This is a genomic window from Raskinella chloraquaticus (SeqCode) (assembly GCF_021731865.1).
In the GTDB taxonomy this organism is placed as follows: domain Bacteria; phylum Pseudomonadota; class Alphaproteobacteria; order Rhizobiales; family UBA4765; genus Raskinella; species Raskinella chloraquaticus.
In genome coordinates this window covers 41,097-56,685 of the sequence record NZ_JAKFWN010000039.1, presented here as the reverse complement: position 1 = coordinate 56,685, position 15,589 = coordinate 41,097, and the positions used below count along the sequence as shown (strand labels likewise).

The following is a 15,589-nucleotide window of genomic DNA, read 5'->3' as shown; positions in this document are numbered from 1 at the left end:
ATATCAAAACCGCTCCTGCGAGAAAATACTAAGCCGCCTTCTTTTTCTGCAGAAGCCCGCGCGACACCATGGTTTCGGCGATCTGGATGGCGTTGAGCGCCGCGCCCTTGCGCAGATTGTCGGAGACGCACCACAGCGACAGCCCGTTTTCCACCGTCATGTCTTCGCGTATACGCGAGACAAACGATGCATCCTCGCCGGCGCATTCAAGCGGCGACACATAGCCGCCATCCTCGTGCTTGTCGACGACCAGCACGCCGGGTGCCGCCCGCAGCACGGCGCGCGCTTCGTCGGCTGTTACCGGCTCCTCGAATTCGATATTGACCGCCTCAGAGTGGCCGATGAACACGGGTACGCGGGCGCAGGTTGCTGTCAGTTTGATCTTCGGGTCGATAATCTTCTTCGTCTCGACCATCATCTTCCATTCTTCCTTCGTGTAACCATCCTCCATGAAGACATCGATATGGGGTATGACATTGAAGGCGATCTGCTTGGTGAACTTCTTGTGGTCGACCGGATCGTTGACAAAGATCGCTTTGGTCTGGGTGAACAATTCGTCCATGCCTTCCTTGCCGGCGCCCGAGACGGATTGATAGGTCGCCACCACAACGCGGCGGATGCGGAAGCGCTCATGGAGCGGCTTCAGCACTACCACGAGCTGGGCGGTCGAACAGTTGGGATTGGCGACAATCCCCTTCTTGCGCCAGCCGTCAAGGTGAGCGGCATTGACCTCCGGCACCACGAGCGGCACTTCCTGGTCATAGCGCCAGCAGGAGGAATTATCGATGACGACTGCGCCCTGCGCCGCGATCTTTGGCGACCATTCCTTCGACACGCTCGAGCCAGCCGACATCAGGCAGATATCGGTGCCGGCGAAATCGAAATGCTCAAGCGTCTTGCACTTCAGGATCTTGTCGCCATAGGACACATCAACGCCCATGGAGCGGCGCGACGCGAGCGCGACCACTTCGCTCACCGGAAACTTGCGCTCGGCGAGGATATTGAGCATTTCGCGGCCGACATTTCCCGTGGCCCCGACAACTGCAACCTTGAACGACATGGAATGATCCTTTGCTGTCTTCTCCCCGGAAACTGCCCTCGCGGTGGAGGGGGTCCTCTCTACCCCGCGGGGAGAGGACCGGGGACGAGCGGAAACTACGCGGTCGCGACGACCGGCGTTTTCGCCGTCTTTATGCTCTGCCTGCGCAGGTCGAATGGGAACGCACGAACGTTCATGGTTGATACCCTGACATGCCTATGCGCCTGGACGGAACGGTCCAGGTCAGGTGGAAGAGGCACCACACACCAAACCGCATGATGATGTCAATCTTGCGGTTGACATCCCTATCCCGCGATCTTGCCGCCAAGCTCATCTGCAACATGGACATGGATGATCTCATCAAAAGATGTCTCGGCGGTAAATCCGAGATCGCGGGCTCTTTTGGCGTCGAAATTCCGCGGCCAGCCTTCGACGATTTTGGCGATTGTCGGGTCGGGTGCGCGGATGATGCGCGCCACCGTATTGTCCCCGGCAATCGCGCGCAGTGCGGCGATCTGGTCGGCAACCGTGCAGGAAACGCCCGGCATCGACAGATTGCGGCGCGGGCCTACCAGGGCGCCGTCAATGGTCGCGGCATGCATGAGAAAATTCACGGCTGAACGCGGCGAGGCATGGGTGTGGCGGACCTGTTCCGACACCGGCAGTACCGCTTCCATGCCAGCGAGCGGCTCGCGGATGATGTTGGAAAAGAAGCCTGATGCCGCCTTGTTGGGCTTGCCCGGGCGCACGCAGATCGTCGGCAGGCGGATGCCGATGCCATCGAAGAGACCCTTGCGCGTATAATCGGCGAGCAGCAATTCGCCAATCGCCTTCTGCGTGCCATAGCTGGTGAGCGGGGCCGTCAGGAAGTCATCATCAATAGCCGCAGGAAACGGGGCGCCGAAGACAGCAATCGATGAGGTAAAGACCACGCGCGGTGACAGCTGGGCGAGGCGCAGCGCTTCGAACAGATTCCACGTGCCGTTGAGGTTGATGCGATACCCCTTGTCGAAATCGGCTTCCGCCTCGCCCGAGACGATCGCTGCCAGATGGAAGACAAGATCGGGTTTGAAGGCAACAAGTGCTGCCGCTTCGCCGGGCGCGGAGAGATCGCTCACCTTGCTGGTGACCGCAAAGGCTGCTTCAGGCTGTGCCGGCTCGACGACATCATGCAGCAGCAGGGCTGAAATGCTCTTGCCGCCCACCTGGCCATCTTTGGCAAGCCGGGTCGCCAGCTTCTGTCCCACCATGCCGCCGCCGCCAAGCATCAGAATACGCATATCGATGTTTCCTTCTTCTGTCCGTCGAGCGGTCCGTATCGTTGAACCAGCACATTCATAACGAAAATCCGCCATCGATGATGTGAATTGTGCCAGTGGTGTAACTTGCCTCATCGGATGCCAGATAGACCGCCAGCATCGCCACCTCATGGGCTGTGCCAAGGCGCCCGATGGGCTGGCGATCAATGAACGCCTTGCGCACGACTGTTTCATCCTTGCCCTCAGCCTTGGCGAGTGTCGCGATGCGCTGATCGAGCGATGGCGATTCAATCGTGCCGGGACAGATGGCGTTGCACCTGATCCCCTGGCGAATGAAATCGGCGGCAACGGCCTTGGTCAGGCCGATGACCGCCGCCTTGGTCGTGCCATAGACATAGCGATTGGGAATGCCGCGCACGCTTGAGGCGCCGGACGCGACGTTGACAATCGAACCGCCCCCCTTCTCCAGCATGCCCGGCAGGAAGGCCTGGATCATGCGGTGCATCGAGGCGACGTTGAGATCGAAGGAGAAATCCCAGGCCGCCTGATCGGTCGTCAGCACCGTACCATGGTGCACGAAGCCTGCTGCATTGAACAGGATATCAACCGGGCCGATCTTCCCGGCCAACGCTGCCACCTGCCGCGTCGAGCGCACATCAAGACGCCGCCTTTTCACCCCGCGCACGCCTGTCAGCGCCGCATCAAGTGCCTCGCGGTTGATATCGGTTGCAATCACGCGCGCGCCTTCAGCCGCCAGCGCGCGGGCGGTCGCAAGCCCGATCCCTGCAGCTGCTGCCGTCACCACCGCAATCTTGCCGGAAAGCCTAGCGCTCATGGTCATTTCCCCTGATCCGTTTGAAAAAATGGACAATCGTGCGCCCATCCACGCGTTCGAATTTTTCGATCACGAAGCCACGCGCCAGATACCAGTCGACATTGCGCGTGAGCAATTGGTTGGTGATGAAGCGCAGTGTCCCGCCAGCATGAACAGCTGCCCGCCTTTCGGCAAATCGCAGTAATGCGTCACCAAGCCCGTGATCGCGGGCCCGAGGATGAACGGCAATGCTGTGGAGGTAAAAATCGTCAGTGCGTGGCTCGACGAGAAGTGCCGCATCGATGGAGCCGGCCTCGTCCACCAGCCAGCACTCCCAGTGACCGACCACGCGTGCGTAATCCCAGGTCAACGGAATCGGCGTGCGCCCGGTGATGGTCCGGTTGAGCGCATAGGCGTCCTCCTGGAAGGCGGCAAGCGCGGCGCTGTCTGCGGGAGAGGCGCGGCGCAAACGGCGCATCAAGGGGCCATCTTCGGGCGGCGCTGAGGCAAGCGCCATGTGCACGCCAAGCGTCACCTTCTGGCCGCCATCGGGCGCGAAGTTCGCTGGATCAAGCCACGCCTCGAAAGCCAGGCGGCGGTGAGGCCATTCACCGTCAAGCATGGAAAACCACGCCGTGTCGCGGTTCTGCCCCTTGACCACCATGTGCTGGCGAAACTCGCCTTCATAGAGAAATCCAAGTCGCCTTGCGGCATTGCGCGAGGGGCGGTTCAGCGCGTTGCATTTCCATTCATAACGGCGATAGCCAAGATCATCGAAGACATGGCGCATCAGCAGAAATTGCGCTTCGCTTGCCGCAATCGAGCGCTGCAGGGCGGGCGCATAGAGCACGTGGCCGACCTCGATGCCTCCATGGATGGTATCGATACGCATCAAGGCAAGCCGCCCGACAGCCTTTCCCGTTACCTGATCGATGATGGCAAGAAAATAAGGATCAGGCGAGGCTTCGGCGCGCTGCGCCCAGGCGATGACATCGGACGGGGCCTGAGGCGGCGGGTCACCGAGAAAGTCGTAAAGTGCCGCTACACCATCCCCGCACAGACGCTGGGCCAGATCATTGCCATGGCGGGCCGCACTGAGTTTGTCAAGCCGCACGGTGCGCCCGACAAGCGTGCGCCCGTCAGGGCGTGGACAAGGCGTCCATGTGGCGAGCTTGCCTGTCATCCCCGCCGGGTCTTTGCATCGGCGCGAAAGAAACCGTCAATCTCCCCGTAGACTCTGCCGGAAGCAAAAGCGCCAAACGATCCTTGCGTCGCAAGATCCTTTGCCGCCGTCATTGCGGCTGCCCAGGCGGTGCGTGCCAGCGCACTGCCGATGCTGATGCGCCGGGCACCCATCGCCGCCAGATCGGCAACGTTGAAGGCGGGCGCGGCGTTGAGGATGTTAACCGGTTTCGGCGCCACCGCCTGGATGACCGCCATGATGTCCTCACGCGATCTCAGCCCGGGTGCGTAGAGGCAATCAGCGCCCGCCTGCGCATAGGCCGTCAGGCGACGAATCGTCTCGGACAAATCGTTGACGCCGACGAGAAAACACTCGGCGCGCGCCGTGAGCACGACGCCGCTTTGCGTCCTGTCAACGGCTGCCCGCGCCGCCTTCACTCTGGCCAGCGCATGGTCGAAGTCATAGAGCGGCTTTGCCGCATCGCCAGTTGAATCCTCCACTGACAGGCCGGCGATTCCGGTGGCGATCGCCAGCGTCACATGGCGCGCCACGCCATCGGCATCATGGGCGAACGCGTTCTCGAAATCAGCGTTGAGCGGTACATCGCAAGCAGCGGCCAGTTCAGTTAGATGGCTAAGTGTATCCTCGAGACCTGCCCCGGTATCAGGCTTGCCCGTGGTCCAGGCAAACCCTGCGCTGGTCGTCGCCAGCGCCGGAAAACCCAGCGATTGCAGATAGCGGGCGCTGCCGACATCCCAGGGATTTGGCTGTACGAAGCAACCATTTTCGTGCAATTTGCGATAGGCAGCGCGTTTGTCCGCCGGATTTGTCATCATGTCCCTCAATGATTGTCGCGTGGCGTCGATTTGCGGGCAACCCGCTGATATTTGACCGCCGGCTTCAGAACCATGCCATCAGAAAGCTGCGACACGTTCTTGCGGTAGATTTCCTGCCACGGCGTTTCATGGCGGCGTATCTTGAAGCTGCCCTGCGCGCGGCGCGTTGCAAGTTCAGCTTCCGGCACCAGCATATCGGCGGTGCGCTTGTTCAGATCGATGCGCACCGGGTCTCCTGTCTTGAGGATGGCCAGCCCCCCGCCGGCCGCAGCTTCGGGCGAGGCGTTGAGGATCGACGGCGAGCCGGACGTTCCTGATTGGCGCCCGTCGCCAATGCAGGGCAATGCCCTGATGCCGCGCTTCAGCAGGGCAGCCGGTGGCTGCATGTTCACCACCTCCGCCGCGCCCGGATAGCCAATCGGCCCGACACCGCGCACGAAGAGAATGGAATGCTCGTCGACACCCAGCGCCGGATCATCGATGCGGGCGTGGTAATCTTCCGGGCCCTCAAAGACGATGGCTTTCCCCTCGAAGGCATTGAGGTCTTTCGGGTTCGACAGGTAGCGCTTGCGGAAATCGGCCGAGATGACGGACGTTTTCATGATGGCACTGTCAAAGAGATTGCCCTTGAGATTGAGAAAACCCGACTGTGCCACCATCGCCGTTTCAAACGAGCGGATGACGTCGTGATCTTCCGATGTTTTGCCGGCTATATTCTCACCAATTGTCTGGCCGTTGACGGTGAGCGCGTTGGCGCGCAGTTTGCCGTGTTTGTGGAGTTCGGCCAGCACTGCTGGAAGCCCGCCGGCGCGGTGATATTCCTCGCCGAGATATTTGCCCGCGGGCTGCATGTTGACGAGAAGCGGAATATTGTACCCAACCTTCTCCCAGTCATCATTGTCAAGAGCAACGCCGACATGGCGGGCAATGGCATTGATGTGGACCGGCGCATTGGTCGAGCCACCGATGGCCGAGCAGGCGACGATGACATTCTCGAACGCCTCGCGCGTCATGATTTTCGACGGGCGCAAATCCTCCCACACCATGTCGACGATGCGCTTGCCGGTGTCATAGGCCATCTGCCCGCGTTCGCGGTAAGGTGCCGGGATGGCGGCGCAGCCCGGCAACGACATGCCGAGTGCCTCGGCCAGCGCATTCATGGTCGAGGCGGTGCCCATGGTGTTGCAATGACCGACCGAGGGGGCGGAGGAGGCGACCTTGTCGATGAAGCTCGAATAATCGAGCTTGCCTTCGGCCAGTTCCTCGCGCGCCTGCCAAACGATCGTGCCGGAGCCCGAGCGCTCACCCTTCCACCAGCCATTCAGCATCGGCCCGCCCGAGAGCACGATGGCCGGCAGATCAACGGTCGCGGCCGCCATCAGGCAGGCAGGCGTCGTCTTGTCGCAGCCCGTCGTCAGCACCACGCCGTCGAGTGGATAGCCATAGAGAATTTCAACCAGCCCGAGATAGGCGAGATTACGATCAAGCGAGGCGGTCGGCCGCTTGCCTGTTTCTTGAATAGGATGAACGGGAAATTCCAACGCCAGCCCGCCGGCCGCCGTGATGCCCTCGCGCACCCGCTTGGCCAGATCGAGGTGATGACGGTTGCATGGCGACAGATCGGAACCCGTCTGGGCGATGCCGATGATCGGCTTGCCCGACGTCAGTTCTTCCCGCGTCAGCCCGTAATTCAGGTAGCGCTCCAGATAGAGCGCCGTCATGCCGGGATTTTCCGGATTGTCGAACCACAATTTAGACCGAAGCTTGCGTGTTTTTTTGCCGCGTATTGCCAACGACGCCTCCCTTATGTTTGTCACAGTGTGCGCCGGGATTGGCATTGAAATCAACGCGGCAATCGGCAGGGCACCTCTGCGCACAATTTTTTGTCAAGGCTGTGCGCCGCATTTGCTATCCACGACGGTGGCCGACTATGGTCGGCGCTTTCATAACCGGCACCCCGGGAGGCTTCGTTCATGTCCCTTCACCCCATCGCGGCCTTTGACCGCATCGGCGAGGAAAACGCCTTCGCTGTGCTGGCGCGCGCCACCGAGCTTGCAGCGCAGGGCCGCGACATCATAAATCTTGGCATCGGCCAGCCCGATTTTAGCACCCCCGACCATGTGGTGGAGGCCGCCATCAAGGCGCTGCGCGACGGCCATCATGGCTATACGCCAGCCCCCGGCATCGCTCCACTGCGCGAAGGCGTGGCAGCCGACGTCCATCGCCGCACCGGCGCCAGCATCAGCCCTGATCAGGTTCTGATCGTGCCCGGCGGCAAGGTGACGATGTATATGGCGATCCTCATGTTCGGTGAACCGGGCGTTGATATTCTCTATCCCGACCCTGGCTTTCCCATCTATCGCTCGATGATCGAGTTCACCGGCGCCAACCCGGTGCCGATCCCCATCCGCGAGGAAAACGGTTTTGCGTTCTCGGCTGATGAAACCCTGTCACTGATCACGCCGCGCACCAGGCTCATCATCATCAATTCGCCCGCCAACCCGACCGGCGGCGTCAGTCCCAAGGCAGAGATTGACAAGCTTGCCGCCGGGCTTGAGCGCTATCCGGACATCGCCATCCTGTCGGATGAAATCTACGGGCAGATGACCTATGACGGGCGTGAGCATGTCTCGCTCCTCAGCTATCCGGCGCTGCGCGAGCGCCTCATCCTGCTCGATGGCTGGTCGAAAACCTATGCCATGACCGGCTGGCGGCTCGGTTTTTCATTATGGCCAAAGCCGCTGCTGGAGGCTGCCCGCAAGCTTGCCGTCAATTCCTATTCCTGCGTCAACGCGCCCACCCAATGGGCAGGGCTTGCAGCCCTCACCGGGCCTCAAGCTTGCGTGAGCGAGATGGTGGCGGAATTCGCCAAACGCCGGCGCCTTATCATCGACGGGCTGAATAAACTGCCGGGAGTCAGCGCCATTGAACCATATGGTGCCTTCTACGCATTCCCCAACATCAAGGCGACGGGCTGGCAGGCCAAACCGCTCGCCCGCGCGCTGCTGGAAGAGGCTGGCGTTGCCACCATTGGCGGGCCTGATTTCGGCATTCATGGCGAGGGCTATCTGCGCCTCTCCTACGCCAATTCGCAAGACAATATCACGCAGGCCCTCACCCGCATGGGCGAATTTCTCAGCGCCCGGAAGGTGGCATGAGCACTGTCATCGCCGTCGGCGAGGTCATGATTGAACTCAACCATGAGGGCGAGGGGCGCTATCATCAAGCCTTTGGCGGGGATACCTTCAACACTGCGGTTTATCTTGCCCGTCTCGGTGTTGATGTCGGCTACGCGACAGCGTTGGGCGATGACCGCTTTTCGGATCATGTTCTGACGCTGGCTGCGTCAGAGGGGGTCAAGACGGACGCCGTTCTACGGGTGCCGGGACGCATGCCGGGCCTTTACGTCATCGACACCAATGACCGTGGTGAGCGCTCTTTCAGCTATTGGCGCGACACCTCGCCCGCCCGCGATCTCTTCGAATTGACCGGGTGGGAGGAGGTGGCGGAGCGCCTGCTGGCGGCCAAACTCATCTATCTGTCGGCGATCACCCTGTCGCTTTATCGCCCGACGGGGCTCGGGCGGCTGCTGGCGATGCTGGAAGAAGCGCGCAAGCAGGGGTGTCTGGTGGCGTTTGATTCCAATTTCCGTCCGCGCGGCTGGCAGGGCGATCTTGATCGCGCCCGGCTGGTGGTTGGCGAAGCGCTGAAACGCTGCGATATCGCCCTGCCGACATTCGATGACGAGCAGACCCTGTGGAATGACCGCGACCCGCTGGCCACCATCGAGCGGCTGGTCGGGCTTGGTATCAGCGAGGTGGTGGTGAAATCAGGGGCTGATTCAGCCTGGGTCGCGAGCAAGGCCGGCATCGAGCAGGTGCCGTGCCCGCAGATCCTGACACCGGTTGATACAACCGCTGCCGGCGACAGTTTCAGCGCTGCCTATCTCGCCGCGAGGCTCGCCGGGGCGCCGCCACGGCTTGCCGCTGATGCCGGTCATCGTCTGGCGGGCGCCGTCATCCAGCATCGCGGCGCCATCATTCCCAGAGAAACGACGATCGCCGCCTTGTCGCCACCCAAAATCCTCCACTGAGCAGGCAAACGCGGTCACTGAACCAGCAGCATCACCCCGCCTGCAAGCAGCGGCAGTGGCCATGAGACGGCGAGGCGCAGATAGACGAAATGGCGTGGCATGATCGGCAGTTCCCAGACGATGACGCGATTAAACGACATCAGGCTCCACGCGGTCACGTAAGTGATCACTTGTGGCATACCGGCGCCGGCCTTGAGTGCGGCTGTGCCGAGTGAAAAGCCAACGACGGGTCCGCCCGGTGTCAGCATGCCGGCGGCGGTGGCGATGAGCAGGCTGAGAAAACCGGCATCGCGGCCAAGATAGGCGGCGATTGATTCGGCCGGCAGCAATCGGGCGAGAAATCCGGCGCCTATGACGCCGATGGCAAGCCGTGGCAGCAGCCACAGAAATTCGCGCAGCGCCCGCTGCATGGCCTCCTTTGCCGTGCCGTCACGCCGCCGCAGTGCGATGATCACGAGCCACAAGGCCAGCGCCCACAGCAGGCCGGTGAAAACGACGGCAATCACGGCACGTCCTTCCGGTGCAGGCGCGGCCAGCGCGCGACAAGCCCGGCGAGAAGCGGAAAGAGCAGCGAGACACCCACCCGCATCACGACAAAATGCGGACCGAAAAACGGCATCTCCCAGATGATGGCGCGGTTGAGCCCGATGACGTGCCAGGCGGTGACGAAGGCGATGGCTGCTCCCGCATCCGCGCCGATGGTCAGAAACGCCACCGTCACCGGAAACACCGTAAAAGGCCCGCCGGGCATGAGAATGCCGGCAAGCGTCGCGATGACAAGGCCGCGAAGACCCGATTCGCTGCCAACCAGGCGGACGATCACTTCGCGCGGCACCAGCAGGGTGATCAGCGCGCCGATCAGACAACCAGCCGCCACCTTGGGCAGGATTTCCAGAAAGAGCAGGCTGTCGTCTTCGATAATCGCCCAGACTGCGGCCATGCCCTGGTCGCGGTAGGTGAGCCCGGCGCCGATGCTGGCCAGAACAATGATGATCACAAGGCCGGGATCGAGAAGGCGGCGGCGTTTGGGTGCAGTGCTCACGGGGTGCAATCTGGCCTTGGCGTGCCAGGCCCGGCACAGGGACGCGTGCGGACCGGCGCGACAGGATAATGGCGCCAACTCCCAAACATCAAGTGTTGTGTCTGTCGACCCTACCTCTGACCCAGCGGCGCATAGCTGCCCTGCTTGTCGCGGCAGAGCGTCTCCTGGCGCAACACCTGTCCGCTGGGGCGATGGAGCGTGACAATTGGCAGGCACTCAGCGCCAACGGGGCGCGGCGTGATGGTGAACGGGCCGGACGTCAGCGCCCGGTTTTCGCGGGCGGCCATCGCCTGGATGATCTTGAGTTGGGTGACATCGTCAGGCCGCAAAGCGCGCACCACCTTGCAGGCTTCCTCCTCCTGCAAGATCCCGGCCGTGGCATTCGCCGCCTGCCCGATCAGCGGTACGCCCGAGAAGGCCTGGGGATTGCCAATGATCAATCCGCCAGCCTGCGTGTTGGCACAATAGACGACCTGCTGGTCGATGGCCCAGTTGCTGTCGAGTTGGCGTTGTGCGCACGAGCCGAGCGCCAGAAGGGCGACGAGCAGCAGAGGAGCGCGGTTTGTCATGTTTCAGCCCCGTTTGAGCTTTGCCACCTCTTCATCGAGATGGGCGCGGAGTGCCGGATCAAGCTTGAAGCGCTCGGCCAGCGTGTCGAGATAAGCAATGTTGGCGGCATTCGTTGCATTGATGGCGAGCGCCGATGCGGCGTAGATTTCGCTTACCTGATCAACGCCATCAATGCCCGCGCCAATCGCCGCGATATCAAGCGGCTTGGCCAATTCGGCTTCGATGAACGCCTGAGCCGCCGCTTCGACACCGAGCGTCTGTGCCTGCGCCAGAATGCGGGCCCGCTCGGCGGCGTCGATCTCGCCATCGACCTTGGCAGCCGAGATCATCGCCTCCAATATGGATCTGGCGCGTTTGTCGGCGTCACCCGAGAGGGCCGCCTGGGGCGCGGTGGGGGCGGTACCCTGACCCGCCTGCCAGCTGCGAAGGGCGTTGAAGGCAAGCCCGCCGATCGCCGCCAGCCCGCCAAGTCTGAGCGCCGTCCCGCCAATGGCGCGGCCGGCTTTGGTGCCAATGAGCGCGGCCAGGATCGTGCCGGCGACGGCGCCCTTGACGAGGGCATCCGAATTCTTGGCGACGTATTCGCCTGTCTGGGCGATGACGGCGCTGGGGTCAGGTATTGTGTCGCTGCCCGGCAGCGCCTGCTTGGCCTGATCGAGATAGCCGCCCTTGCCGGCGACGGCCTGTGTCTGCTGCGCCGCCAACTCGGCAGCCCTGTGGCTGATATCGCTGAATTTTCCACCACTCATCTGGTCCATCCGGGCAGCCGTGCCGGCACCCATCAACTGGTCGAGAAGTTTTGCAGCATCAAACATGTCAATTCTCCCTGTTTGCGGCAGTTTACACACGGATTGCGACCGACTTGCGTCAGGACCTGTGCATCAACATCACCTTGCTGGTTTTGCTAAAGCTGCCGCGTCTCTTGCCAATGATGTGATATGCGCAAAATCCCCCGCTTGCAGTGCCGGGGCTGGCACCATCCACGAGCCGCCGACGCATAAAACGTTCTTCAGCGCCAGATAGGACGGAGCCCGCTGCAGATCGATGCCCCCGGTCGGGCAGAAGAAGATATCGCCCAGCGGACCCTGCCAGGCCGACAGGGTCTTTATCCCGCCCATCGCCTCGGCTGGAAAAAACTTGACCACCCGGAAACCGTGATCACGTGCCGCAATCGCTTCGCTGGCGGTGGCAATGCCGGGCAGGCAGGGCACAGGCGCGCGGGCCAGCGCTGCCAGAAGTGCCGGGCTGGCGCCGGGCGTGACGATGAACTGCGCGCCGGCGCCAAGGGCTGATTCAAGATGTGCCGAGGACAGGATCGAACCGGCGCCGATGATCGCCTCGGGCACCGCCTCGCGCATCGCCTTGATTGATGCGAGTGCGGCAGGCGTGCGCAATGTCACTTCGAGGAGTGGCAGCCCGCCTTCGACGAGCGCGCGGGCGAGCGGCACCGCTAGCGCCGCGTCCTCGACCACAATCACCGGCACGACCGGCGCACGAGCAAAAAAAGAATGTGTCTGCACGCTCATCCCATGCCTCGTCGGCATCCTGACCAGCCATCCATAACGGTATTTCATCGATTTGCGCAAACGGGCGCGGCAGTCTCATGTTTGCACTGGCCTTCGAGCGATGAATGTTTATGATGCCTGCAAAGTAACAGGATAATCGCTGGTTGATGGCTGCCCGTCGCCACGTCATGACCGGTTCTGAGGGAATGTAGTAACACGAGATCATCAAGGCGCGTTAAGCGTCATAAAGTGACGATTTAGGGGAGCGATCAGCTATGTGGATGCGATTGTCTGCAATTCTTGCGCTTGTTTTTTCACTGACCGGATTGGCACAGGCCCAGGACATCGTGCGCCTCGGCAATCTCAAATTCGCCCATTACGGCACGATCTCCTACATGAAGGAGATTGCCGGCAAATATAACCTCAAGATCGACGAGCGCGTGTTTGCCAAGGGTGCTGATATTTATCCGGCCATGGCGGCTGATCTGGTCGATATTGCCGCCTCCGGCGGGGATGGAGCGGTTGCGGCGCGCGGTAACGGCGTCAAGCTGCTGGTTGTTGCCGGCTTTGCCGATGGCGGCGCACGCATTCTTGCCCGTCCCGACCTCAAGATCAGCTCGCTTGCCCAGGTGAAGGGAATGAAGGTCGCGACCGTTCGCGGCGGTATTCAGGACCTCCTTTTGCTTGCAGAGCTCGACAAGCACGGGCTCACCTGGTCGGAGCGCCCGGGCAAGGACGTTCAACTGCTTTATTTTGGAAACTATGCCGATCTCAGCCAGGCTCTGGCGTCGAAATATGTTGATGTCATCTGTCAATCAGAGCCGCAATCGACACAGGCCATCAGCGCGGGCTGGGGCATTGAGCTGCTCAAACCCTACGATACCGAAGTTGGTGTGCCGGTACGCCCTCTGGTGATGACGGAAAAGATGTATACCGAGAAGCGCGATGTCGCCTTGCGTGTGCTAAAGCTTTTCGTTGATGCCACCATCGCCTTCCGTTCCGATCCCGCATTGGCAGAAAAATACGTTCGCGAATCGGTGTTCAAGGGGCAATTGTCGTCGGAAGATTTTCGCGATGCGATGAACAATGCCCGCTATACCTTCGACATGCCGCCAGGCCACATGGACAAGACCACGGAGCTGATGGTCAAGCATGGCCTGGGCAAGATGGCCAATCCTCCGAAGGAGGCTGACTGGGTGAAGCTCGATCTGCTGAAGGAAGCCAAAGCTTCGCTTGGCGTCAACTGAACGCGATGACGCGTCTCTCGTCTGTGTTGCGTGGCGCCATCATGCCTGTGCTGGTGGTGATCATCTGGGAAATCCTGTCACGGGCTGGCGTCTTTTCAGCCGCCTTCCTGCCATCGCCGCTGGCGGTTGCAGCGCGCTGGGTCCAGGCGATGCAGCCTCTGCAGCCCTTCAACCCGAGTGAGTCGAGCTATCTCGTCTGGCTTGTATCGGGCGAATTTCCTCATGATGCGGCAGCTAGCCTGTCACGCGTTCTGTCCGGCTTTGCCATCGGCGCCGGGCTTGCGCTGCCGCTGGGTCTGCTGATGGGGACAAGTCAGCGCATTTACACGCTGATGAATCCGCTGGTGCAGATCCTTCGCCCGATACCACCGATCGCCTATATCCCGCTTGCCATCGTGTGGTTTGGCCTTGGCAATGCGCCGGCGCTCTTTCTCATCGCGCTTGGTTCGTTCTTCCCGGTTCTCGTCAACACCATTGCTGGCGTGCGTCAGGTCGATTCCATCTATCTGCGTGCTGCCCGCAATCTGGGCGCCAGCAGCATGACGATCTTTCGCCGCGTGATCCTGCCAGCCTCCAGCCCTTTCATCCTCGCCGGCGCCAGGATCGGCATCGGCACCGCCTTCATCGTTGTCATCGTCGCCGAGATGATTGCTGTCAGTGACGGGCTTGGATATCGCATTCTCGAAGCGCGGGAATATCTGTGGTCCGACAAGATCATCGCCGGCATGCTGACCATCGGCGCGCTCGGCCTGCTGATTGACACCTTCGCCTCCCGGCTCAACGACTACCTGCTGCGCTGGCACCGCGGTATCGGGACGTGATGGCCATGGTCGATACCCATATCAGTATCAGCCATGTCGGCATGGTGTTCCGCTCCAGCGGCGGCGATGTGGTGGCGCTCGATGACATCCAGTGCGATGTCCCGCGCGGCGAATTCGTCTGCCTGCTGGGGCCGTCGGGGTGTGGCAAGTCGACATTGCTCAACGCCATCGCCGGCTTTGCCCGCCCCACATCGGGCACGATCACCGTCGATGGCCGCCTCATCAGCGCGCCTGGTCCCGACCGTGGCATGGTGTTCCAGGAATACGCCCTCTTTCCGTGGATGAATGTCGAGCGCAACATCGCCTTCGGCCTCGATATCAAGGGTATCGCGGCTGACCAGAAACAGGCGGTTGTCGACCGGCTTCTTGACAAGCTCGGGCTCAGCGATTTTCGCGATCGCTTTCCGCGTGATCTTTCCGGCGGCATGCGCCAGCGCGTGGCGATTGCCCGCGTGCTGGCGCTTGATCCACCGCTGATGTTGATGGACGAGCCTTTCGGCGCGCTTGACGCCCTGACGAGGCGTTCGCTCCAGACCGAATTGCTGCGCATCTGGACCGAGGATCGCAAGACCATCGTCTTTGTCACCCATTCGATCGAAGAGGCAATCTACCTCGCCGACCGTATCGTCGTGATGACCTATCGCCCGGGCACCATCAAGCGCGATCTGGTGGTTGATCTGCCACGCCCGCGCGATCCTGCCTCGCCGGCGTTCAATGATCTGAAACGCGATCTGGCCGAGCTGGTGATGGCCGAGCAGGAGCGTTCAAGTGATGCTGAACGGCGCGCCGCTGCTGTCGACTGACAGTCATCCCGCCACGATCTTGGCCAGCACGGCCACCATGGCGGTAAACGTCGCCAGGGCGAACCCCTCACCAGCCACTTCTGCAACAATCGATAAACGCGACAAAATCTGAGCCATGTCCATTCCCCATGCGCCATCCGGCGTAGGGAGAGCGAGCAAGGAGCGGGCCAAATTGCTGATCGTTGTTGCGCAACGGCTTAAATGGTTAACTGATCACGAATGAGCAGAGGTCCCGGTAAGTCCGACCCTTCGAATCGGCAAAATCTGCCATATCCTGGCAAGGATGGCGCCTGGTACTCTTCTGCCTAACATTCCAGCGCCGCACCTCGTTGTGGTGGACACGAACGTCAGGTGAAAACCACACTTGCCGGCCTGCC

Annotated in this window: 16 protein-coding genes; 5 read left to right on the top strand and 11 right to left on the bottom strand. The window is 61.5% G+C overall.

Translation table 11 applies throughout. The annotated features are described in order from the left end of the window. Positions 1-28: 28 nt before the first annotated feature. The 6 genes from ACINK1_RS13090 to ACINK1_RS13065 all read right to left on the bottom strand — a co-directional run bounded on the left by ACINK1_RS13090 (position 29) and on the right by ACINK1_RS13065 (position 6,969). Positions 29-1,060 (bottom strand): aspartate-semialdehyde dehydrogenase, encoded by a 1,032-nt coding sequence (locus ACINK1_RS13090; RefSeq protein WP_376800183.1) that lies wholly within the window; start codon positions 1,058-1,060, stop codon positions 29-31. 284 nt (positions 1,061-1,344) lie between these two features. Beyond that, a complete protein-coding gene (denD, locus tag ACINK1_RS13085) occupies positions 1,345-2,319 on the bottom strand; it encodes a D-erythronate dehydrogenase (RefSeq protein ID WP_376800182.1) in 975 nt (324 codons plus the stop codon). Between the two features lie 55 nt (positions 2,320-2,374). Next, positions 2,375-3,133: an SDR family oxidoreductase gene (locus tag ACINK1_RS13080; protein WP_376800181.1), complete on the bottom strand. Its 759-nt coding sequence runs from the start codon at positions 3,131-3,133 to the stop codon at positions 2,375-2,377. Beyond that, complete coding sequence (locus ACINK1_RS13075) at positions 3,123-4,295, bottom strand: GNAT family N-acetyltransferase (protein WP_376800180.1); 1,173 nt, start codon at positions 4,293-4,295, stop codon at positions 3,123-3,125. Before ACINK1_RS13075 ends, ACINK1_RS13080 begins: the two co-directional genes overlap by 11 nt. Then, positions 4,292-5,131, bottom strand: a complete 840-nt coding sequence (locus ACINK1_RS13070) for an oxaloacetate decarboxylase (protein WP_376800179.1) — start codon at positions 5,129-5,131, stop codon at positions 4,292-4,294. Before ACINK1_RS13070 ends, ACINK1_RS13075 begins: the two co-directional genes overlap by 4 nt. A gap of 5 nt (positions 5,132-5,136) precedes the next feature. Then, the gene (locus tag ACINK1_RS13065) at positions 5,137-6,969 is read right to left on the bottom strand and encodes an IlvD/Edd family dehydratase (RefSeq protein ID WP_376800204.1); all 1,833 of its coding nucleotides are present in this window, start codon (positions 6,967-6,969) and stop codon (positions 5,137-5,139) included. A gap of 135 nt (positions 6,970-7,104) precedes the next feature. Between ACINK1_RS13065 and ACINK1_RS13060 the strand changes: the two genes are divergently transcribed. Both ACINK1_RS13060 and ACINK1_RS13055 read left to right on the top strand, forming a co-directional pair. Then, positions 7,105-8,289 carry a pyridoxal phosphate-dependent aminotransferase gene (locus ACINK1_RS13060; RefSeq protein ID WP_376800178.1) on the top strand — a complete coding sequence of 395 codons (1,185 nt, stop codon included), beginning with the start codon at positions 7,105-7,107 and terminating at the stop codon, positions 8,287-8,289. Beyond that, on the top strand, positions 8,286-9,224 hold the full coding sequence (locus tag ACINK1_RS13055) for a sugar kinase (RefSeq protein WP_376800177.1): 939 nt from the start codon (positions 8,286-8,288) through the stop codon (positions 9,222-9,224). Before ACINK1_RS13060 ends, ACINK1_RS13055 begins: the two co-directional genes overlap by 4 nt. A 14-nt stretch (positions 9,225-9,238) precedes the next feature. Here the strand turns inward: ACINK1_RS13055 and ACINK1_RS13050 are convergent, their stop codons facing one another. The 5 genes from ACINK1_RS13050 to eda all read right to left on the bottom strand — a co-directional run bounded on the left by ACINK1_RS13050 (position 9,239) and on the right by eda (position 12,362). After that, a complete protein-coding gene (locus ACINK1_RS13050) occupies positions 9,239-9,730 on the bottom strand; it encodes a hypothetical protein (protein WP_376800176.1) in 492 nt (163 codons plus the stop codon). Then, a complete protein-coding gene (locus tag ACINK1_RS13045; RefSeq protein ID WP_376800175.1) occupies positions 9,727-10,266 on the bottom strand; it encodes a permease in 540 nt (179 codons plus the stop codon). The genes ACINK1_RS13050 and ACINK1_RS13045 overlap by 4 nt, the downstream gene beginning before the upstream one ends. 110 nt (positions 10,267-10,376) lie before the next feature. Further along, positions 10,377-10,835 carry a hypothetical protein gene (locus ACINK1_RS13040; RefSeq protein WP_376800174.1) on the bottom strand — a complete coding sequence of 153 codons (459 nt, stop codon included), beginning with the start codon at positions 10,833-10,835 and terminating at the stop codon, positions 10,377-10,379. Between the two features lie 3 nt (positions 10,836-10,838). Beyond that, the gene (locus ACINK1_RS13035) at positions 10,839-11,651 is read right to left on the bottom strand and encodes a tellurite resistance TerB family protein (protein WP_376800173.1); all 813 of its coding nucleotides are present in this window, start codon (positions 11,649-11,651) and stop codon (positions 10,839-10,841) included. 72 nt (positions 11,652-11,723) lie between these two features. Beyond that, a complete protein-coding gene (eda, locus tag ACINK1_RS13030) occupies positions 11,724-12,362 on the bottom strand; it encodes a bifunctional 4-hydroxy-2-oxoglutarate aldolase/2-dehydro-3-deoxy-phosphogluconate aldolase (protein ID WP_376800172.1) in 639 nt (212 codons plus the stop codon). 254 nt (positions 12,363-12,616) lie between these two features. Between eda and ACINK1_RS13025 the strand changes: the two genes are divergently transcribed. From ACINK1_RS13025 to ACINK1_RS13015, 3 genes are read left to right on the top strand one after another with little or no spacing between them, the layout of a single operon-like run. After that, the gene (locus tag ACINK1_RS13025) at positions 12,617-13,588 is read left to right on the top strand and encodes an ABC transporter substrate-binding protein (protein WP_376800171.1); all 972 of its coding nucleotides are present in this window, start codon (positions 12,617-12,619) and stop codon (positions 13,586-13,588) included. Between the two features lie 5 nt (positions 13,589-13,593). Then, positions 13,594-14,409, top strand: a complete 816-nt coding sequence (locus tag ACINK1_RS13020) for an ABC transporter permease (protein ID WP_376800170.1) — start codon at positions 13,594-13,596, stop codon at positions 14,407-14,409. Continuing rightward, a complete protein-coding gene (locus ACINK1_RS13015; protein WP_376800169.1) occupies positions 14,409-15,212 on the top strand; it encodes an ABC transporter ATP-binding protein in 804 nt (267 codons plus the stop codon). The genes ACINK1_RS13020 and ACINK1_RS13015 overlap by 1 nt, the downstream gene beginning before the upstream one ends. Positions 15,213-15,589 lie beyond the last annotated feature (377 nt).